This window comes from Chloroflexota bacterium (genome assembly GCA_020850535.1).
GTDB lineage: Bacteria > Chloroflexota > UBA6077 > UBA6077 > JACCZL01 > JADZEM01.
In genome coordinates this window covers 21,541-41,402 of sequence record JADZEM010000021.1, presented here as the reverse complement: position 1 = coordinate 41,402, position 19,862 = coordinate 21,541, and the positions used below count along the sequence as shown (strand labels likewise).

Below are 19,862 nucleotides of genomic sequence, written 5' to 3'. Positions count from 1 at the left end.
ATGGATGGTCGCCGGTTCGGAGAGTGTCGCACTGGTCAATGAACGCCATGCCTGCCGACCTTCTACCCGCGAGCTTGATCCGAGCTTCCTGCCAGTGTGCCGGCGAATGTCGGGTCAGGCGACAACAGTTCTTACGACGATCTTACGGGCAGCCTGCCGAGCGCGGTCAGCCACACCCGACCGTAACGGCGGAAGTCGGCACGGGACTATCCCCATGGATCGCGGCTCAGCCCCGCGCCAGCCCGTCAGCCCTGGCCAGCCCACGGCACGCAGGTTGCCAGGAGCAAGCCGCCAGTCATCGGGACGCAGCACGGACACCAACGCCCCCGGGCATCACCATGTACGGCACCAGCCGGTGCAGCGACTGCCGCCGGGCCACGAAGTTCTTCGGCGACCATCGCGTCCGCTATACCTTCGTGGATGTTGACCGGGATGCCGAATCCCGACCTCGCCGACGCTCCAGACCAGCCTCGAAGGCGTGTAGGCTGCCGCGGAGGCTCGCGCGGCAGCCCGCTGAATCAGATCACGTACCGCGTGCCCCAGCAGCCGAGCGCAGACGCATCGCCGCAATCGTGCAGGCGGCGCAGACTATGGACGCAGGGATCGTCGCCAGGAAGCCCGGCGCGAACGTCCCGACTTGATCGTGCAAGACGGCGACGCCCCACGGTCCGAGGAATGCGCCACTGCCGAACCCGATGTCCAGGATGCCGGTCATGCGGCCCAGGCGCGGACCGGCAAACGTCCTGGTCTGGGCCGCCCCGAGCGTCACCCCGAACAGTCCCCGGCCGACCCCGCTCGCCAGCACATACGCCCCCAGGAGCCACGCCGCCTCTGGCGTACTCAGCGCGAGGCCAATGGTCCCGAGCGCGAACACGATCAGCGAGTAGATCAGCATCTGGGTCAGCCCCAGCTTGTCCACCAGCCAGCCGCCCGCCAACGATCCGACCGACATCATCAGGCCCCACGCCCCGGCGGCGGTGGCGGCCACGGTGGCGGCGTGGCGGAGATCGAGCATGTAGGCAACCTGATGCGTCGGGACCAGCATCTGAAAGCCGAGCGTGAAATTCGCGATCACGAAGATCAGGCAGACCAGGCTCAAGACGCCCGGCGCGTCGTTCCCACCGGTCTGGCCCGAACTGCCGCGCCCCTGGGACTCGTGGCGTCCAGGCGCCAGCAGCGCGCCCATCGGGAGCAACACGAGCAGGACGGCGAGTCCGCAGAGCACCGTGGCGAGCCGCCAGCCTTGCGCGTCCACCAGCAGCTGCACGGCCGGGCTGACCAGCAGCGATCCCAGTCCCTGCCCCATGAAGGCGATGCCGAACGCCGTCGCGAAGCGCGGTCCGGTCCGCAGCGACAGCGTCTTGATCAGCGTGATGAACCCGATGCCGCCGGCCCCGAGCCCGGCGATCATCAGGTAGGCCACGTAGAGCTGCCAGAGCTGGCTCGCGGACGCCGCCACGAGCAGCCCGATACCCATCAGGAGCGAGCCGGCCACCATCATGGTGCGGCAGCCCAGCCGGTCCACCCCGACGCCGAACCCGATGGCGAGGATCGCGTAGAGCAGCAAGCCCGACGAGTAGGCGCTGCTGATCTCGGCCACCGACCAGCCCTCGGCCGTCACCATCGCCGGGTACAACACAGCAAACGCCGTCCGCGACCCCATCAGCATGAACATCGCCGTGAAGGCCAGGGCCACGGTTGGCCAGTGCATGCCACGGTCAATGAGGGAGGGAGTCGGCGGCGGCGACGAGTCAGGGCGTTCTGAAGCTGGGCGTGCGGATACCGAGCGCACGCACGGAGTGTAGCCGGTCAGGCGGACCGGGCGCGGCGGGCCGACGCTACACCTTGAACGGCAGCTCGACGCTCGTCAGACCGTGGAGGTCGTCAAAGATCTCCAGGAACACGTCCACCACGCTCGGGTCGAAGTGCGTGCCACGTCCTTCGAGGATCTCGACGCGCGCCTCCTCCCAGGACCGGGTCGGGCGGTAGGGACGGTCCGTGGTGATGGCGTCCAACGCGTCCGCGACGGCGAAGATCCGCGCGCCGAGCGGGATGGCCGTGCCGCGCAGGCCGAGCGGATACCCGGCGCCGTCGAAGCGCTCGTGGTGGAAGCGGACGATGGCGAGCGCCGTCGCGAGGCCAGGAATGTGACCCAGCAGCCGCGCGCCATGCTCAGGATGCTTGCGGACGAGCGCCCACTCTTCGGGGAGCAGTTGTCCGGCCTTGAGCAGGATCGAGTCGGGCACGCAGATCATGCCCACATCGTGGAGGATCGAGCCCCAGCGGATCTGTTCCAGCTCTTCCTCGTCGACGCCCATGCGCCGGCCGGCTGCCACCGTGTAGACGCTGACCCGCTGCGCGTGGCCCTCGACCTGCGCGCCACGCAGCTCCAACGCGGTTGCCAACGCTTCGATGGTCGAGAGGAACGTGTCGCGGAGGACGCCGTTGCCGAGCAGGCTGCCGGCCGCCCCCACCGAGTCGGTCGTGGCCCGCTCGGCCGGCTCGCGCGACGCGGTCTGCTGCATCTGGGGGGCGATGCGGGGGAGACGGCGCGGCTCCAGTCCCCGCCTCCCGAATGACCGCGACGGAGATGCGCCGCTCGACACGCTCTCGACGCCCAGGAGCGCACGAATGGTCTCTTCGAGGCTGAGGGGGCTGAACGGCTTGGTCAGGAAGCCGTTGGCGCCGGCTGCCGCCGACCGGCGGCGCGTTTCGTCGTCGCCGTGCCCGGTCAGCATGATGATCGGAATGCGCGCGGTGGACGCCTCGGCGCGGATCGCCATGCAGACGTCCACGCCGTGGATGCCGGGCATCGCGTAGTCCAGGAGGATCAGGTCCGGGTGCAGCCGCATCGCCGCCCGAATGGCGTCCGCGCCATCCTCGGCAAACGACAGCTCATAGTCGTCGGCTGGCAGTGTCAGGCCAACGAGCTGGCGAACCCGTCGGTCATCGTCGACGAGGAGGATGCGTGGCCTCGGCATGCTCGGTCCGATCTCCCGGGTGCAACATGAAGTCGGCTCAGCGTCTCGGCGTCCGGGTTACCGATATGGGTGGCTGGCCGTCTCGGCAAAGATAACGTTGCCGACGGGCAGGTCAGGGACGGACGCCTATAATCAGGAGCCCGTGACGCCCAGACCGGGTACGAATCTACGAGGCGGTGCTGATGCCCGAGCCCGACGAGCGCAGTAAAGCGATTATCGACGGCCTTGAGACCATCGACCCTGAGTACGTGCTGCACCTTCCGAGCAGCACGCTGGTGTCGATCATCAACCACATGCTGGCGCGGCCGAACACGACGGCGTTCCCGATCCCGCGCGAGGAAGAGGGCGTCGGGATTCTGGCCGGGCTGGAGCTTGCAGGCAAGAAGGCCGTCGCGATCATCCAGGACAACGGCGTTGGCAACTTCCTGACCGCGCTGGCCACGTTCCCGATGGCCTACCACATCCCGCAGTTCTACATCGTGTCTCGACGCGGCGGCATCAACGAGTACAACTCGATGATCCACATGATCTGCGAGAAGGTGCCGGGGGTGCTCGACGCGGCCAACGTGCGCTACTTCGACCTGGACAGTCGCACGCCGGTGGACAAGTGGGCAGACACCATCGTCAAGGCCTACGACTTCAGCCGCATCACCCACCGCCCGGTGATGGTGCTCGTCAACCTGATGGGGGGCTGACCATGGCCGAGATGACCCGCACCGATGCCTTGGTTGCCGTGGACGCGGCCTTCCCAACCGACCCGATTGTCGTCAACGTCGGCGCGGCGATCCGCGAGATGGTGGCGGCCGTGGGCTACAAGAAGAACCATCTGCACATTCTCGACTCGATGGGGCTGCCGCCGGCCATCGGGCTGGGGCTCGCGATGGGCCTCGCGGACTCCCGATTCGGCAAGGTCGTCACCATCGAGGGCGATGGCGGCCTGCTGATGGGCTTTTCGGCGCTCACGACCATCGGCATGCTCAAGCCCGAGAAGATGATCCTGGTCATCCTCGACAACGGCACCTACGGCTCGACCGGCCACCAGCCGACTGCCGCCCACACCACGGACTTCGCGGGCGTGGCCCGGGCCTGCGGCATGCTGGCGCACGACGTGGACACGGTCGGCGGGCTCGAGGCGGCGCTCGAAGAGGCGAAGGGCGTCAACGGCCCGGTGCTGATCCGGGCGCGCATCAACCTCCAGGGCCAGAAGACCGACTACTTCTTGCACGATCCCGTCGTTCTGGCGGACACGTTCCAGAAGTTCCTGAGCGGTGCAGCGTCGGCCTGAAGGGCGAGGCTCGGCACGGGCAGAATTGGGGGAGAGCGACTGGTGGACCCGATGGATGCCTTTGCCGAGCTGATGGGCCAGGACGATGACGAGATCGAGATCGACCGAGCAGCGCTGCTGTTCTCGGCCGCTGAATACCCCGGCCTCGACGTCGAAGCGTGGCTCGACATGCTTGACGCCTTCGCCGAACGGCTCGGTCCACGGCTGTTCGGCCCCAAGCAACCGCTCGATATCGCCCGCATCGTCGCCGAGTTCCTCCACGTCGAGCTTGGCTTCCACGGCAACGCCGAGAGCTACTACGACCCGCGCAACAGCTATCTGAACGACGTGATCGAGCGCCGTCAGGGCATCCCGATCAGCCTCTCGACCATCTACCTCGCGCTCGGGCGGCGGCTGGGCGTGCCGTTCGAGGGTGTAGGCATGCCCGGCCACTTTCTGGTGCGGCTGCGCCACCATCGCTCACCCGTGCTGCTCGATCCGTTCCAGGATGGCGTGGTGATGGACGACGCCGCCTGCGAGGCACGTCTGCGTGGCCTCTACGGCCCGAATGTCCGGCTGCTTCCGTCGATGCTCACCGCCGTGACGCCGCGTCAGATGGTGTTTCGTTCGCTCAACAACCTCAAGAGCATCTACTTCGGGCAGGCGGACTGGGCGCGGGCCGTCCGGACCGTCGATCTGATGCTGCTGACGCAGCCGGGCGCGCTCGGCGAGTACCGCGACCGAGCCAACGCCCACCTGCGCCTCGGCGATCTGCGCCGCGCCCGCGCCGACTTCGAGCACTATCTGCTCAACGCGGTGGACATGGCCGACGCCGGCAGCGTCCGCGAGCAGCTTGAGTTGATCGACCGGCTGGAGTCGCGCCGCAACTGAGCAGCGCCCCTGCGCGCGACCCTGTGCGCCGACTGCAGCCGGGAAGCTCACGAACGGCGCCGACCCCCTGCGGAGCAGGCGGACGCGCTAGCGGGAGCGGCGACGGCGAGCGCTGCGCCGCCGAGCCGCCTCGCAGAGCGGCCCACACGACCCTTGCACCACGCCGCGTTCAATCGCCGTGACGCTCCCGCCGTTCACAACCTGCGCGTCAATGTGGCGCAGCGCCAGATCGACCTCGCAGAGCGGCAGCCCGACGACGTTCGAATAGCAGCCGTCGATGCGCTCGACGGGCCGAAATCGCACGTCCTGGATGCCGTACCCGCCGGCCTTGTCGAGCGGCGAGCCCGTCGCGATGTAGCGGGCCAGTTCAGGAAGTTCGTATCGCCGCATCCACACCGTCGTCTCGACCACGCTCGACCATGCCACCTGCCCCGCGACGGTCAGCGCAACCCCGGTCAGCACCCGATGATCCCGCCCGCGCAACCCGGTCAGCATCAGCAGGGCGTCCTGCTGGTCAGCCGGCTTGTTGAGGATGGTGTCGTCCAGCACGACAATCGTGTCGGCCGCCAGCACGACAGCGCGGTCTTCGCGCGCGGGGCCAGCCTCTGCCACATCGGGGCCAGCCTCTGCCACGCTCGACAGGTGCGCCGCGACGGCCTGGGCCTTCTGCACGGCCAGTCGCTGGGCGAGCAGCGCCGGCTCCTCACCGTCCGCGGGCGACTCGTCGATGTCGGCGACGGCGACCTGGTACGGGCGCTTGAGCAGGGCGACTAACTGGCGACGGCGCGGCGACGCCGAGGCCAGCACAAGTGGGATTCTGTCGCGAGCAGCAGGTTCTGCCATCTGTGTCACAGTCTCACCGGTGGTGGTCTTTTCCTCAAGCGAAACGCACGCCTATCACTTTGACACACCCTGGCTCACAGGGTATGATCCCAGCAGCGAGGGTTCCTGCCGCCGAGGTGCCCGCCGTGCGGCGGAATGGAGCTCCCTGTGGTCGCCGGCCCCCGACGGTCGATTGCGGGAGCCGGGCGCGCTAGACGCGCCCGGTTTCGCAGCCCTATTCTGACAGCCTCGCCCGCCTGATGGCTGTTCCCACACCCGAGGGTAGCACGCTGGCCACTTCGGACTCTGCCCGCGCCGCGGACGCCGGCCGCCAGCCCCCTCAGGACATGCACGAGCCGGCTCCGGCCGCTGCCAACGTGGCTGCTGCCGAGGAGACGGGCGCGGACCGCCCGTCTCCGCTTGGTTCAGCGCTTCTGGCCGTGGTGCGCACTGCCAATGACGGACTGCTGATCGCCACTGCGATGGTCGCCATCGTGTTCAGCACCATCCAGTGGTCGACGCCGTCGATCATCGGCATCGACGGCTACTACCACATCAAGATGGCCTGGCTGATGGCCCAGCAGGGCTGGCGCATCCTGCTGCCGCTCGATTTCCCGTGGCTGCAGTTGACGGTCCTCAACCCGACAGAGTTCACGAACCACCATCTGCTCTTTCACCTGATGCTGGCGCCGTTCACCCTGATCGATCTGCGGATCGGGGCGAAGCTTGCGGCGGTGGTCTTCGCGTCAACTGCCCTGCTGCTGCTGTATCAGGTGATGGCCGAGAATCGTGTCCGCTGGTCGCTGATCTGGCTGGGACTGGCGCTTGCGTCGGCTGGACCGTTCCTCTACCGCCTGAGCATGACCCGGCGGCAGTCGCTCACCGTGCTGCTGCTGCTGCTGACCCTGCTGGTCGCGTTTCGTGGCAAGGCGCGCTGGCTGCTGCTCATCGGCTTCCTGTTCACCTGGCTGTTCGACGGATTTCCGCTCCTGCTCGGCGTCTGCGGTGCGATCTTCCTGGGGCAGTGGTGGGAGCAGCGCCGGCCGACCTGGGGGCTGGTGCTCTATCCAGCGGTCGGCGTTCTGCTCGGCAACGTCGTCAATCCGTACTTTCCGAACAACATCCTGTTCTCCTACCTCCACATGCTGCCGAAGGTCTTTCAGCTGCTGGGCTTGAGCCACAGCGAGGACGTGATCCAGGTCGGCAATGAGTGGTACCCGTACGATGTCTCGTACCTGCTCGAATCGAGCTGGCTGGCGCTGCTGATGGTCCCCTTGGGCTTTGTGGCCATTGTGGTCGGGTGGCTGCTGGCCCTGCGAGATCGGCAGACCACCGACGTTCCAGAGGTGCAAAGGCCTTCGGTACTGGCGGCCTCCTGGGCGTGGGCGCGCAGCCTGGATGGGCGCGTGGCCGCCCTCGCCATCATCGCCGTGACGTTCCTGGTGCTCTACCTGCGCTCACGACGATGGGTCGAGGCCGAGCCGGCCTTCGCGACGCTGTTCTGTGCCTTCGCCTGGAATCACTGCGTCTTCAACCGCCTGTCCCCGCGTCTCCCGCGCTTCTCACTTGCCCGGCAAGTCGGGCTGGCGCTGCTGGCCTGCTTGCTGATCGCGCCGCAGATGCTGGACACCGTCGAGCGGGCGCAGGATGACGCCCGCCGCGCCCGCGACCACACCCGCTATCGAGGCGCGGCGCTCTGGCTGTCCCAGAATACTCCGGCCGGCGCACGGGTCTTCGCGACCGACTGGGATGACTTCCCCGAGCTCTTCTTCTGGAACACCCACAACACGTACCTGCTCGGACTCGACCCGACGTACATGTACCTGCACGACGGGCCGCTGTATCTCCAATGGCGTTCGATCACGCGCGGCGAGGTCGCCGATCCCGGCGCGATCATCCGCGACGAGTACCGCTCCGGCTGGGTCTTCACTGACCTGCAACACGCAGCGTTCCTGCGTCGCGCCGCGACCGATCCGCTCCTGGAAGAGGTCTACCGCGACCGCGTAGCCGTGGTCTTCGCGGTGCGTGGCTGGACGCCCGGACCATGACACCGGCGTGAGGCGGCCGGTATACTCCGCGCGCTGCGACCGTGACGGTCATCTACACCGCCCGTAAGCAGGGAGAACGAGCGCCCGGCGCGACCTTCGGGCGTCTCGTTCGTTGTGCGATGAGGTGGTTATGCCTGAGGAGGGATTTCCATGCGTGACGCGGGTTTTCGGCTGAGCCGCCGGTCGGCGCTGATCGCGCTGACGGCCGCACTGGCCGTGCCAAGCATCGGCTACGCCGCGCCGAGCTTTGACGACGACAAGGACAAGAAGGGCAAGAAGGAAGACGCGAAGACCGACAAGCAGCGGTCCGAGCGCGACGACCGCCAGACCACGGGGCAGGTTCTGGAGATCGACACGCTCAAGAGCCCGCCCGAGATGATCATCGCGAACACCGACGGGCGCGTCACCGTGCGCTGCCTGAAGACCGACATCATCGCGCTCAACAGCGTCCGCCTGGGCGACCACGTCACCGTCACCGGTGAGAAGGTCAGCGAGATCCTGTTCGAAGCGCAGGATATGAGCGTCGACGGGCACCTGGGCGACGACCCGGACGATGACGACGACGATTAGGACACCATTGAGCTGATCCCTCATCCGGGCAGCACGACGCCCCCGGCTCGTCAGCGAGTCGGGGGCGTTTCACTTCGTTGGCTGCACGTGGCTGGCGCCGCCCGCCGGTGCGCCTCAGTCCAGGGCTGGCCGGTGCTGCGCCCACGGCTGGGCCGCCTCGAAGCAGGCCGCTGCGCGGAGCACGGTGGCGTCGGCGTGCCAGCGCCCGACGATCTGGAGTCCCACCGGCAGCCCCTCCGACGTGAAGCCGCACGGAACCGTGGCGGCCGGCTGGTTCGTCAGGTTGAACGGGTAGGTGAAGTGCAGCCGGTCGAACATCGAGCGCGGCTTGACGCCGCCAATGGTGGCCGGCCCCTCGTTCGGCCCCGGCTGGTGCGACCACGCGCCCACCGGCATCTGCGGCGTCAGGAGCAGATCGACGTTCTCAAACCAGGCGCGGGCCTGATTGTAGAACAGCGTCCGCTGCATGATCGCCCGCTGGTAGTCGAACGCCGAGTAGCGCGCGCCATCCTCGAGCATCACCCGCATCGTGGCCTCGATCCACTCCGGGTGCTCCTGGGCGCGCTCGGCGATGCGCGTGCCGACGCCGACGTGGTAGAGGACGCGGTGGAACTCGTAGGGGTCGTCCCAGACCGGATTGCGCTCCTCGACCGTGCAGCCGAAGTCGGCGAACCGCTTCGCGGCGGCCTCGGCGATCTGCCGTACCTCCCGGTCGACCGGTGCGTAGCCGAGATCGGGACTCCAGACCACGCGCAGGCCCTTCAGCGCCTGCCGCGTGCCTGCCGAAGGGTCGCCCTCGACCAGCGAGAGGAAGTCCGGCACCGGGCCGTCAATCGAGAGCGGATCGCGGTCGCTCGGGCCGGCCATGACGCCGAGCAGCATCGCCGCGTCGCGCACCGTGCGGGTCATCGGCCCGACGTGGCTGCGACCGCCCCAGTAGTCGGCAATCGGGCTGTAGGGCACGCGGCCAAACGACGGCTTGAGGCCGACGATGCCGCAGAGCGCGGCCGGAATCCGCACCGAGCCAGCGCCGTCGGAGCCGTGCGCAACCGGCCCGATGCCAGCCGCCACGGCCGATCCCGCGCCGCCGGACGACGCCCCGGACGTGCGATCCAGCTTCCAGGGGTTCTTGCACGGCTCCCCCAGGAAGTTGTCGCACATGTCCTTGTAGCCGAAGTGCGGCGTGTTGGTCTTGCCGAGCATCACGCCGCCGGCTGCCCTGATCCGCGAGGTCGCGACGCCGTCCTCGGCGGCGATGTTGTTCTCCGTCCACTTCGAGCCGAAGGTGCAGCGCACGCCGGCCATCGGCTCCAGGTCTTTGATCGAGACAGGAATGCCGTCGAGCGGCCCGAGCAGCTCGCCCTTGCGCGCTCGCTCCTCCGAGGCTCGGGCGCAGTCCATGGCGATCTCTGGCGTCGGCGTCAAGAACGCGTTGAGGGTCGGATTGAGACGGTCGAGTCGTTCGAGCACCGTCGAGGCGATCTCGACCGGCGAGACCTCGCGAGCGCGGATCATGCGCCCGAGGTCGAGCGCTGAGGTGTAGCAGAGGTCAGCGGCATCCACGGTTCACATCTCCGCGCCGGGCCTCGCGCATCAGCTGCCGACCGCATAGCGCGGCGCGGCAGCGGCCCGAGTCGGCGTTCGCGGCATCATGACCGCTCGGCGCGGCGGCTGCAACTTGTCGACCGGACATCGCCATCAACGCTCGGGCCGCCATCGCCCACCTGAGGCTGGTATCCTGCTGTCACCCAACCACACTGTTCGACGACGACAGAAGGGGACCGACCGATGGCTGACTACTCGCGGTTCGACGCGACCGAGATCAAGCAGTGGACGAGCGCTGTCTTCCAGAAGCTGGGCACCTCGGCCGACGATGCCAGGATGACGACCGACGCGCTGATCCACGCCGACCTGATGGGCATCGACTCGCATGGACTGAACCGGGTGACGGTCGCCAGCTACGCCGGCGGCCTCAAGAGCGGCGCTATCGACGGTAGGGCCCAGCCCGAGATCGTGCACGAGGCGGCCTCGACGGCCGTCATCGACGGGCAGAACGGCCTCGGCCCGGTCGCCAGCACCGTCGCGATGGATCTGGCGATTGCCAAGGCGAAGGAGACGGGCGCAGGCTTCGTCTCGATTCGCGGCAGCAACCACTACGGCGCATCATCGCACTACAGCCAGATGGCGCTGCCGCACAACATGATCGGCTTCTCGATGACGGTCGGCGGCCTCGGCGTCGTGGCGACGGGCGGGCGCGGCCGGCGGGTCGGCATCAATCCGATGAGCGTCGCTGCCCCGGCTGGCGCCGCGATGCCGTTCATTCTCGATATCGCCACCAGCGTCGTGGCGGCCGGCAAGCTCGAGCTGGCGAGGATGAAGGAGCAGCAGATCCCCACCGGCTGGATCGTCGACGCCAAGGGCAACGACACCAACGATCCGAATGACTGGTGGAAGGGCGGCGCGATTCTGCCGCTGGGGGGCGGGCCGTCGACCGGCGGCTACAAGGGGTACGGCCTCTCGGTAATGATCGACGTGCTGGCCGGCGTGCTCTCGGGCGCGGGCCACATCGGCGAGCTGCGTGACGGTCGCTCGGGCGGCACCTGCCACTTCCAGGGCGCGCTGGCCATCGAGCACTTCGGCTCGGTGGAGAACTTCAAGGCGATCATGGATCGACTGGTCGCCTACCTCAAGGCCACCGAGCCGGCCGAAGGGTCGCTGGGCGTGCTGGTACACGGCGAGCGCGAGGTCACCATCGAGCAGCAGCGCACGAAGGACGGCATTCCGTACCACAAGGAAGTCGTGGGCCGTCTGACGGAGCTGGCCTCCGAGGTAGGCGTGCCGCTCCCGACGCCGGTGGCCGTCGAGTAGGCGTTGGCGAACGCCGAGGCAGCGCCTTGACTGAGGTCCGCCTTGACTGAGGTCCGCCTTGACTGAGGTCCGCCTTGACTGAGGTCCGCCTTGACTGAGGTCCGCCTTGGCGAAGACGATGGGCGGCCCGTCCTGCTGGTGGACGGGACCGTCCAATCGGTCCTGGATGACGACCCCGAGGGCTACTGGCGTCGGATGGTGCCGGATGTCCGGCCCGACCGCGCCGTGCTGCTGGGCCTCGGGGCCGGCACCATCGCGCGGCTGCTGGACGCCAGGTTCCCCGGCGTCACCATCATCGGCGTCGACAATGACCCCGGCGTCGTCGTGTTCGCCGCCGAACTGCTGCGCGAGGTCTCTGGCCTGGAGATCGTCGAGGCAGACGCCTTCGCCTACCTGGCCGAGGCGGTCGCTCGCGGCGAGCATGCCGACTACGTGGCCGTCGATCTGTATCGTGGCAACGTGATGGCACACGGGGTCGTCGGACGGCCGTTCCTGAGGAGGCTGAAGACGCTCCTGGGGCCGCGCGGCGTGGCCGTGTTCAACCTGTTCTACGAGCGCCGCCTCTACGACCGGCTCGCCCGCATCGAGCGGGTGTTCCGCATCACCGAGAAGCGGCTGGTGCGGCGCAACATCGTGGTCTGGTGCCGCGCTCCCGGCTCTTGACACTATATCCGTGGCGGATATATCCTGGCAGCATGACGACCTCCAGCTCTGCCCCGCTGACCCCCGCCGTGTTCCACATCCTGTTCGCCCTCTCCACGGCAGAACGGCACGGCTACGGCATCATGAAGCAGGTCGAGGCGGACTCACGCGGTTCCGTCTCGATGGGTCCGGGCACGCTATACGGCTCGCTCAAGCGAATGCTGGACGCTGGCCTCGTGAGGGAGTCCACGGAGCGCGTGGACCTCGAGTTGAACGACCAGCGTCGCATCTACTATCAGATCACGAGTCTCGGTACTGAGGCCCTGACCGCGGAGCTTTCACGGTACCGAAACCTCGTGTCGCTTGCACAGGAGCGGAGGCTGTTTCCGCAGCCGTTCAGCTATGGCGCGTGATGGCCGCTCGGCTGCGCGGGTACTCTATGGGCTGATCCTGCTGCTCTATCCACGCGCGTTCCGGGAACGCCTGGGCGCTTCGATGGACCAGACGTTCGCGGACATCCTGAACGAGAATCGCGGCCGACCCAGGTTGCGTCAGCTGCCAACCGTGCTCTGGCTATGCACCGAGACGGCCGCCGGAGCGCTCAAGGAGCAACTGCGTCGCCTCGAGAATATCACTACGAAACCGAGGTTGGCGGCCCTGGTCAGCGTCATCCTCTCCATGCCGCTCATCGTGCTCTACACGACCATCGTGTTCGACCTGCGGCCCATCGAGCGTGCACTCAAGTACATGCTCACCGATGATGGCGATCAGCCGAACACGCTCGGCTTCGCGTTCATGATCGGCAGTCTCATCCTCCTGCCGATGGCGTTCCTCCTGAACCTATCACCGATGCTCAGGCGGATCGGGCCTGACAAGCGCCGTGCGCTCTATCCGCTCAACTTGATCGTGGGTGCGGTCATCCTGGTCTACCTCTCGCAGACCTGGGGCGCGCTCATTGTGGATCAGATCGCCTGCCGTTCGGGCGTGCCAAACTGCGACTAATGGCTCGGCAAGCGTGAATCGCAGGGTCGCTCGGTGCCCATCGTCATCCCGACTGTAGCGAGGAACGAGCGGAGTGGAGAGGGACTACCTGAAGCGGCTGTGTGACCAGGAGCCGACGATCGCCCACGCCTACGAGCTGGCCCAGGAGTTCGTCGCGATGGCTCGTGAGCGGACGGGCCAGGGGATCGATGCCTGGCTGGCGCGGGCCACCACCAGTGAGATCCCGGAGTTGGATCGGTTCGCGCGTGGTTTGACGGATGATCGAGAAGCGATCGAGGCTGGGCTGACGCTGGAGTGGAGCAACGGTCAGACCGAGGGCCAAGTCAACAAGCTGAAGCTGCTGAAGCGGCAGATGTATGGGCGAGCCAACTCCGACCTGCTACGACGTCGTCTTCTGCATGTAGCCTGATGCGGTAGCCTAGCGAGGCGAGGACGGAGCCGCCGATGCCACACCCTCTGTTGGACCATGACGTAGTTGATCTGGCCGCCGAGCAATATTTGCGCTCGGTGGGTACGGTGTTTGCCGAGTTCGGCGCGCTGACCCAGGATTCTGGCAATGTTTCCTACGGCGTCCGGATCGGCGCGCAACGCTACTTCGTCAAGACGGCTGGACGCCCAGACGATCCGCTCCCCGCCCTCGACCATCCAGCCCGCATCGCGCTGCTCCGCAACGCGGTTCGCCTGCGCAGGAGCTGTGAGCATGTGACCTTACCAAGTCTCTACCATGTCATCGAGTCGCCGACCGGCCCCTTGCTGATCTACGAGTGGCTCGACGGCGAGCTGCTCAACACGCCCCATGCCCAACGAGACGATCCCACGAGCGCATTCCAGCGGTTTCGCAGCCTGCCGGCGGACGTGATCCTGGGCTGCCTCGACGCCATCTACGACCTGCATGACCAGATCGTGCGGGCCGGATGGATCGCGATCGACTTCTACGATGGGTGTCTGATCTACGATTTCGCGGCGGGGCGTCTCGGAGTGATCGACCTCGACACGTACGCGCCAAGCCCGTTCCACAACTCGATGGGGCGCATGTTCGGCTCCACGCGCTTCATGGCGCCGGAAGAGTTCGTATTGGGGGCACTGATCGACGAGCGGACCAACGTCTTCGTGATGGGCAGAACGGCGCTGGTGTTGCTCTCCGACGGTACGCTCGACACGGATACTTTTCGCGGATCGCTCGCCCTCTTCCAGATCGTCGCCAAGGCGTGCGACCCAAGGCGTTCACACCGGTTCAACTCGATGGCCGCCTTCTGCCATGCTTGGCGGACCGCAAGAGCACAGTCGAACGATTCTCTCGCGACTCCCGACCATACTTAGCATGGCTCTCACCAAAAGTGAGGGAGAGCCAGGAGGCTCTGGCCAGGCTCGATCCCTCGACTGCGTTCGCACGCTCACTCCGCTCGGGATGACGGTGAAGGGAGCAGCCTCACGCCGCTCGGGATGACGGGGGGAGGTCTCAGGCTTGCCCTGAGCGTGCCGAATGGGTCGCTTCGCTCGGGATGACGGCGGAAGCATCGAGTGACCCGACCCGGTCGTTCACGACTGACAGACCACGAGCCGCGCGACGCACCGACAGAGCCTCTGAGCCTGTCGCTCTACACCAGCTCGAAGCTCATCGCGACGGCACCGCCGCCACCGTGGCACAGCCCGGCCATGCCGCGCCTCACGCCGCGCTGCTGGAGTGCGTGCAGCAGCGTCACCACGATCCGTGCGCCGGTCGCGCCTATCGGGTGGCCGAGCGCAATCGCCCCGCCGTTGACGTTCACCCGGTCCCAGTCCCAGCCGAGCGACTTGCCGTTCGCCAGGATCTGCGCCGCGAACGCCTCGTTGACCTCGATCAGGTCGTAGTCGTCCAGCGTCGTGTTCGTCTTCTTGAGCAGCTTCTGGATGGCGATGGTCGGCGCGTCGAACAGCCACAGCGGTTCGAGGGCCGCCGTACTGTGCGCCACCACCCGGGCCAACGGCGTGAGGTTCTGCGCCCGCACGGCGTCTTCGCCAGCAACCACCAGCGCCGCCGCGCCGTCCGTCAGGCCGGGCGCGTTGCCGGCCGTGACGCTGCCATCCGGCAGGAAGGCAGGACGGAGCTTCGCCAGGGCCTCGGCTGAGGTGTCGCCGCGGGGACTCTCGTCGCGGCTGACGACGGTGGCAGTCTTGCCCTTTACGGTGACCGGTGCGATCTCGCCGTCGAAGCGGCCTGCCTCGATGGCGGCCACGGCCTTCCGGTGGCTGTTGAGTGCGTACGCGTCCATCTCCGCCCGACTGATGCCATGCTTCTCGGCTATCGCCTCGGCGGCGTTGCCCATGTGATGCTTCTCAAACGGACACCAGAGTCCGTCGTGAATCACGGCGTCGTCGAGCTGGCCATTGCCCAGGCGGACGCCCTGGCGCATACCGTCCAGCAGGTGCGGCGCACGGCTCATGCTCTCCATGCCGCCGGCCACGATGACGTCGGCGTCGCCATTGCGGATCGAGAGGGCAGCCGCGTTGATCGCCTCCAGGCCGGAGGCGCAGACTTTGTTGATCGTGGTGGCCGACGCCGAGGCTGGCAGGCCCGCGCCGAGTGCAGCCTGTCTGGCCGGCGCTTGCCCGACTCCGGCCTGCACGACGTTGCCGATGATGACATCCTCGACCGACTGTGGATCGATCCCGGATCGCTCGACCGCCGCCCGCGCTGCCACCGCGCCCAGCTCAACGGCCGGGACGCTGGCCAGTCCCCCGAGGAACCGTCCAATCGGCGTCCGCGCCGCCCCAACGATGAAGACGTCCGTCATCAGCACGCTCCCCCCAGCCGGCGAGACGATGGCCGCTGCATGGTGCACCCAATTGTAGCCAGTCGGGCGCACCCGGTCCGGATGCTATTTGCAATGAAAGAGGCATCACATACGCGCCAGCACAATCGATCTTCTCACCGAGAGGGTGGACGACGCTCGAAGGACGACACGCATGACGTGGCTGCGACGGCTGCGGACCCTTCTGCCGCTCGGACTACTTGTCAGCTCACGCGTCGTCGGGCGAAGCGTCAGAGGGCCGGCGGCCAGATCCACGAGACCGCCATACTGAACCCGGGCAGCAGTACCGGTGACTCCAGCACGTCGTCGTCAACCGCCGTCCCGATCATGGCGAGCTGATCGCCGGCGCGGCGGTAGATCTCGACGCTCTGCCGTGCCAGATCCACGATCCAGTATTCCTGGACGCCGTGCCGCGCATAGAGGCTCAACTTGACCTGGCGGTCGCGCCGGATGTTCTCCGATCCAGGGCTCAGGATCTCGACAACCAGCTCAGGAGCCTGCGTGAAGTGGCCGGTGGCATCCATCGAGGCCCGCGCGCGCTCCCAGCTCATCCAGATCACGTCGGGAATCACGCCGCTCTCGCCCGGCAGGACAATTCCCGGTACCTCGACGACCAGACCGATCCCTCGATCATCACTCCAGAGACCGAGCGAAATATGGATCTTCCCAGCTGCATATTGATGTTGCCAGGCCGGCGAATGCGACACGAAAAGCTCTCCGTCGATCAGTTCCAGACGCTCGCCCTCTCGGGGCGTCATCAGCTCAAGATCGGCGAGCGTGTAGCGGCGCGCGATGCTCACGATGCGCCTCCGGGCGGATTTGGCCGCGGACCGTGACGGAAAGCGGGGCGGGGCGATGGCGGTCAGGAGACCGCTATCGCCTCGCGGTCGTTCGATGGCTCAGCGGTCAGCGTACCACGCGCGTCGCCGTTCGCCTTGCCGTTGACGGACTTCCCACTGCCGACCTCGCCATTCTTTTGCGCGGACCCCGCAGCCCGCGCCGCCGAAGCCGGCGGCAGGTCTCCCAGCATCGGCTTGAGGAACTGGCCGGTGTACGACTGCGGCGCGCCTGCGATCTGCTCCGGCGTCCCGACGGCGACCACCGTCCCGCCGGCGTCGCCGCCCTCCGGCCCGAGGTCGATCAGCCAGTCCGCCGTCTTGATGACGTCCAGGTTATGCTCGATCACGACGACGGTGTTGCCAGTGTCCACCAGCCGGGTCAGCACCTGGAGCAGCTTCGCCACGTCCGCGAAGTGCAGGCCGGTCGTCGGCTCGTCCAGGATGTAGATGGTCTTGCCGGTCGCGCGCCGCGACAGCTCGGTGGCGAGCTTCACCCGCTGCGCCTCGCCCCCTGAGAGCGTGGTCGCCGGCTGCCCGAGCCGGATGTAGCCCAGACCGACGTCGAACAGCGTCTGAAGCTTGTTCTTGATCGGCGGGATCGCGTCGAAGAACTCCAGGGCTTCACCAACCGTCATGTCGAGCACGTCGGAGATGCTCTTGCCCTTGAACTTCACTTCGAGGGTCTCACGGTTGTAGCGGCGTCCCTTGCAGACCTCGCACGGGACGTAGACGTCCGGCAGGAACTGCATCTCGATCCGCAGGATACCGTCGCCCTCGCACGCTTCGCAGCGGCCGCCCTTGACGTTGAACGAGAAGCGGCCGGGCTTGTAGCCACGGATCTTCGCGTCGGGCACCTGGGTGAACAACTCACGGAGCGGCGTGAACAGCCCGGTATAGGTGGCTGGGTTCGAGCGCGGCGTCCGCCCGATGGGTGACTGATCGATGTCGATGACCTTGTCGAGGTGCTCCAACCCGCTGATCCGCTCGTGGCGGCCAGCCCGGTCGCGGGCCTTGTGCAACGCCTGGGCCAGCGACTTGTACAGCACCTCGCGCACCAGGGTGCTCTTGCCCGAGCCGGAGACCCCCGTCACGGCCACAAACGCCCCGAGCGGGATCGTGACGTCGATATTCTTGAGGTTGTTCTCGGTCACACCCTCGATCGCGATCGCCTTGCCGTTGCCCGGGCGACGGGTAACAGGGACCGGCACATACTGCTTGCCGCTCAGGAACTGGCCGGTCAGCGACTCCTCGCAGGCGACGATCTCGGCCAGGGTGCCGGCAGCGATCACCTGACCGCCGTGCTCGCCCGCACCAGGACCGATGTCGATGACGTAGTCGGCCTCGCGGATCGTCTCCTCATCGTGCTCGACCACGATGAGCGTATTGCCGACATCCCGCAGCCGTTCCAGCGTCACGATCAGGCGGGCGTTGTCACGCTGGTGGAGGCCGATGCTCGGCTCGTCCAGGATGTACAGGACGCCCATCAGGCCAGAGCCGATCTGCGTCGCGAGGCGGATCCGCTGAGCCTCGCCGCCGGAGAGCGTGCCGGCCGACCGATCCAGCGTCAGATAGTCCAGGCCGACATCGACCAGAAAGCCCAGCCGGGTCCGAATCTCCTTCAGGATCTGCCGCGCGATGGTGAAGTCACGGTCCGAGAGGATGTCCCCACGCTCGTCCTTGAACCGAAGCTTTGCCGAAGCCTTGCTGGTCTTCGTCGTGGGTCCGTCCGCGAACGGCTGCCGCTCTTCCAGCGCCGTGAAGAACGCCAGCGCATTGACGACCGAGTAGTTGGTGACCTCGTCGATGGCCCGCCCGATGATGCTGACGCTCAGCACCTCCGGCTTCAGACGCGCGCCCTTGCAGCCCGGGCACGGGCGCTTCGCCATGTACCGCTCGATGTCCTGGCGGATGTAGTCGGACTCGGTCTCTTTGAAGCGTCGCTCCAGGTTGGTGATGACGCCTTCGTACTCGACCTTGTACTCGTGGACCCGGCCGCCACGCTTCGAGACGTGGCGGATCGGGATGCGCTCGCCCTTCGTGCCGTAGAGCAGCACCTGGAGGTCAGCTTCCGACAGGTCCGCGACCGGCGCGGTCAGCGAGAAACCGCGATGCTTCGCCAGCGCCGCGACGATGTCGCGGTACCAGACGTTGCCGTTGATGCCGGCCTTGCCCCAGGGCACGATCGCGCCGCCGTCAATCGAGAGCGACCTGTTCGGGATGACCAGCTCGGGGTCGATCTCCAACCGATGGCCCAGGCCGGTGCAGTCCGGGCAGGCGCCGTGCGGGCTGTTGAACGAGAACGTCCGCGGCTCGATCTCGCCCAGCGAGATGTTGTCGTAGACGCAGGCGAAGTGCTCCGAGTAGATGTGCTCGGCCGGCTCATCGCCCATCGCCGCGACGATGACCGTGCCGCTCCCGAGCTTCAGCGCCTGCTCGACCGAGTCCGCGATGCGGCCCGTGTCGGTGTCGGCGCTGCCCTCGTCGCCGGCCACCAGCGGCTCAGGCACAACCAGACGGTCCACTACCACCTCGATGGTGTGCTGCTTGTAGCGGTCGAGCTTGATCTCGTCGTCTACGTCGCGGACCTCGCCGTTGACGCGGACGCGCACGAAGCCAGCCTTCCGCACGTCCTCGAAGACCTGGTGGTACTCGCCCTTGCGCCCGCGCACGAGCGGCGCCAGGATCATGATCCGCGAGCCGGGATCCAGCTCCAGCACGGCATCCACGATCTGCTCGGCGGACTGCTGCTGCACCAGCCGTCCGCACTTCGGGCAGTGCGGCTTGCCGATCCGCGCGAACAACAGTCGGAGATAGTCGTAGATCTCGGTGACGGTGCCGACGGTTGACCTCGGGTTGTGGCTCGCGCCCTTCTGGTCGATGGAGATGGCCGGCGACAGCCCGCCGATGAAGTCGACGTCGGGCTTGTCCATCTGGCCCAGGAACTGCCGCGCGTACGACGAGAGCGACTCGACGTACCGACGCTGTCCCTCGGCGTAGATCGTGTCGAACGCCAGCGAGGACTTGCCCGAGCCAGACAGGCCGGTGATCACGACCAGCTTGTCGCGCGGGATGGTCACGTCGATGTTCTTCAGGTTGTGCTGGCGGGCGCCCTTGACGACGATCTGATCCAGCGGCATACGGCT

General features: G+C 67.1%; 18 protein-coding genes and 1 pseudogene. 12 read left to right on the top strand and 7 right to left on the bottom strand.

Annotated elements, in window-relative coordinates:
* Positions 1-47: 47 nt before the first annotated feature.
* On the top strand, positions 48-641 hold the full coding sequence (locus tag IT306_03800; GenBank protein MCC7367519.1) for a hypothetical protein: 594 nt from the start codon (positions 48-50) through the stop codon (positions 639-641).
* Here the strand turns inward: IT306_03800 and IT306_03795 are convergent.
* Positions 524-1,711 (bottom strand): MFS transporter, encoded by a 1,188-nt coding sequence (locus IT306_03795; protein MCC7367518.1) that lies wholly within the window; start codon positions 1,709-1,711, stop codon positions 524-526. The genes IT306_03800 and IT306_03795 overlap by 118 nt on opposite strands.
* A gap of 127 nt (positions 1,712-1,838) precedes the next feature.
* On the bottom strand, positions 1,839-2,981 hold the full coding sequence (locus IT306_03790; GenBank protein ID MCC7367517.1) for a response regulator: 1,143 nt from the start codon (positions 2,979-2,981) through the stop codon (positions 1,839-1,841).
* A 182-nt stretch (positions 2,982-3,163) separates the two neighbouring features.
* On the opposite strand from IT306_03790, the gene IT306_03785 reads away from it, so the two are divergent.
* From IT306_03785 to IT306_03775, 3 genes are read left to right on the top strand one after another with little or no spacing between them, the layout of a single operon-like run.
* Entirely contained in the window at positions 3,164-3,676 is a 513-nt protein-coding gene (locus IT306_03785; GenBank protein ID MCC7367516.1) for a thiamine pyrophosphate-binding protein, read from the top strand.
* A 2-nt stretch (positions 3,677-3,678) separates the two neighbouring features.
* The gene (locus IT306_03780; GenBank protein MCC7367515.1) at positions 3,679-4,266 is read left to right on the top strand and encodes a phosphonopyruvate decarboxylase; all 588 of its coding nucleotides are present in this window, start codon (positions 3,679-3,681) and stop codon (positions 4,264-4,266) included.
* A 42-nt stretch (positions 4,267-4,308) separates the two neighbouring features.
* A complete protein-coding gene (locus IT306_03775; GenBank protein ID MCC7367514.1) occupies positions 4,309-5,136 on the top strand; it encodes a transglutaminase family protein in 828 nt (275 codons plus the stop codon).
* 87 nt (positions 5,137-5,223) lie between these two features.
* Here IT306_03775 and maf read toward each other — a convergent pair whose 3' ends face one another.
* Positions 5,224-5,979: a septum formation protein Maf gene (gene maf, locus IT306_03770; GenBank protein ID MCC7367513.1), complete on the bottom strand. Its 756-nt coding sequence runs from the start codon at positions 5,977-5,979 to the stop codon at positions 5,224-5,226.
* Between the two features lie 326 nt (positions 5,980-6,305).
* Between maf and IT306_03765 the strand changes: the two genes are divergently transcribed.
* The gene (locus tag IT306_03765; GenBank protein ID MCC7367512.1) at positions 6,306-8,006 is read left to right on the top strand and encodes a hypothetical protein; all 1,701 of its coding nucleotides are present in this window, start codon (positions 6,306-6,308) and stop codon (positions 8,004-8,006) included.
* Between the two features lie 150 nt (positions 8,007-8,156).
* Positions 8,157-8,576, top strand: coding sequence for a hypothetical protein (locus tag IT306_03760; protein ID MCC7367511.1), 420 nt, complete (start codon positions 8,157-8,159; stop codon positions 8,574-8,576).
* 114 nt (positions 8,577-8,690) lie between these two features.
* Here IT306_03760 and IT306_03755 read toward each other — a convergent pair whose 3' ends face one another.
* Entirely contained in the window at positions 8,691-10,139 is a 1,449-nt protein-coding gene (locus IT306_03755) for an amidase (GenBank protein ID MCC7367510.1), read from the bottom strand.
* A gap of 225 nt (positions 10,140-10,364) precedes the next feature.
* Between IT306_03755 and IT306_03750 the strand changes: the two genes are divergently transcribed.
* The 6 genes and pseudogenes from IT306_03750 (at position 10,365) to IT306_03725 (ending at position 14,408) form a co-directional block, all read left to right on the top strand.
* Positions 10,365-11,444: an Ldh family oxidoreductase gene (locus IT306_03750; GenBank protein ID MCC7367509.1), complete on the top strand. Its 1,080-nt coding sequence runs from the start codon at positions 10,365-10,367 to the stop codon at positions 11,442-11,444.
* Between the two features lie 90 nt (positions 11,445-11,534).
* Entirely contained in the window at positions 11,535-12,107 is a 573-nt protein-coding gene (locus tag IT306_03745; protein MCC7367508.1) for a hypothetical protein, read from the top strand.
* 32 nt (positions 12,108-12,139) lie between these two features.
* Complete coding sequence (locus IT306_03740; GenBank protein MCC7367507.1) at positions 12,140-12,499, top strand: PadR family transcriptional regulator; 360 nt, start codon at positions 12,140-12,142, stop codon at positions 12,497-12,499.
* Positions 12,489-13,088, top strand: a complete 600-nt coding sequence (locus IT306_03735; protein ID MCC7367506.1) for a hypothetical protein — start codon at positions 12,489-12,491, stop codon at positions 13,086-13,088. The genes IT306_03740 and IT306_03735 overlap by 11 nt, the downstream gene beginning before the upstream one ends.
* Before the next feature lie 268 nt (positions 13,089-13,356).
* Positions 13,357-13,497 (top strand): annotated as a pseudogene (locus tag IT306_03730) (transposase).
* A 35-nt stretch (positions 13,498-13,532) separates the two neighbouring features.
* On the top strand, positions 13,533-14,408 hold the full coding sequence (locus IT306_03725) for a serine/threonine protein kinase (protein ID MCC7367505.1): 876 nt from the start codon (positions 13,533-13,535) through the stop codon (positions 14,406-14,408).
* Positions 14,409-14,686: 278 nt separating this feature from the next.
* Here the strand turns inward: IT306_03725 and IT306_03720 are convergent, their stop codons facing one another.
* The 3 genes from IT306_03720 to uvrA form a co-directional block, all read right to left on the bottom strand.
* Positions 14,687-15,862, bottom strand: a complete 1,176-nt coding sequence (locus tag IT306_03720; protein ID MCC7367504.1) for a thiolase family protein — start codon at positions 15,860-15,862, stop codon at positions 14,687-14,689.
* Positions 15,863-16,110: 248 nt separating this feature from the next.
* A complete protein-coding gene (locus IT306_03715) occupies positions 16,111-16,638 on the bottom strand; it encodes a Uma2 family endonuclease (protein MCC7367503.1) in 528 nt (175 codons plus the stop codon).
* 104 nt (positions 16,639-16,742) lie between these two features.
* Positions 16,743-19,856 carry an excinuclease ABC subunit UvrA gene (gene uvrA, locus IT306_03710; protein ID MCC7367502.1) on the bottom strand — a complete coding sequence of 1,038 codons (3,114 nt, stop codon included), beginning with the start codon at positions 19,854-19,856 and terminating at the stop codon, positions 16,743-16,745.
* Between the last annotated feature and the right edge of the window lie 6 nt (positions 19,857-19,862).

Excerpts from the sequence above, each read along its gene's own strand:
- IT306_03780 (MCC7367515.1), top strand. The coding sequence starts at position 3,679 with ATGGCCGAGATGACCCGCACCGATGCCTTGGTTGCCGTGGACGCGGCC.
- IT306_03735 (MCC7367506.1), top strand. The coding sequence starts at position 12,489 with ATGGCGCGTGATGGCCGCTCGGCTGCGCGGGTACTCTATGGGCTGATC.
- IT306_03750 (MCC7367509.1), top strand. The coding sequence starts at position 10,365 with ATGGCTGACTACTCGCGGTTCGACGCGACCGAGATCAAGCAGTGGACG.
- IT306_03720 (MCC7367504.1), bottom strand. The coding sequence starts at position 15,862 with ATGACGGACGTCTTCATCGTTGGGGCGGCGCGGACGCCGATTGGACGG.
- IT306_03725 (MCC7367505.1), top strand. The coding sequence starts at position 13,533 with ATGCCACACCCTCTGTTGGACCATGACGTAGTTGATCTGGCCGCCGAG.
- IT306_03740 (MCC7367507.1), top strand. The coding sequence starts at position 12,140 with ATGACGACCTCCAGCTCTGCCCCGCTGACCCCCGCCGTGTTCCACATC.
- uvrA (MCC7367502.1), bottom strand. The coding sequence starts at position 19,856 with ATGCCGCTGGATCAGATCGTCGTCAAGGGCGCCCGCCAGCACAACCTG.
- IT306_03790 (MCC7367517.1), bottom strand. The coding sequence starts at position 2,981 with ATGCCGAGGCCACGCATCCTCCTCGTCGACGATGACCGACGGGTTCGC.
- IT306_03760 (MCC7367511.1), top strand. The coding sequence starts at position 8,157 with ATGCGTGACGCGGGTTTTCGGCTGAGCCGCCGGTCGGCGCTGATCGCG.
- IT306_03765 (MCC7367512.1), top strand. The coding sequence starts at position 6,306 with ATGCACGAGCCGGCTCCGGCCGCTGCCAACGTGGCTGCTGCCGAGGAG.
- IT306_03785 (MCC7367516.1), top strand. The coding sequence starts at position 3,164 with ATGCCCGAGCCCGACGAGCGCAGTAAAGCGATTATCGACGGCCTTGAG.
- IT306_03800 (MCC7367519.1), top strand. The coding sequence starts at position 48 with ATGCCTGCCGACCTTCTACCCGCGAGCTTGATCCGAGCTTCCTGCCAG.
- IT306_03715 (MCC7367503.1), bottom strand. The coding sequence starts at position 16,638 with ATGACGCCCCGAGAGGGCGAGCGTCTGGAACTGATCGACGGAGAGCTT.
- maf (MCC7367513.1), bottom strand. The coding sequence starts at position 5,979 with ATGGCAGAACCTGCTGCTCGCGACAGAATCCCACTTGTGCTGGCCTCG.
- IT306_03795 (MCC7367518.1), bottom strand. The coding sequence starts at position 1,711 with ATGCACTGGCCAACCGTGGCCCTGGCCTTCACGGCGATGTTCATGCTG.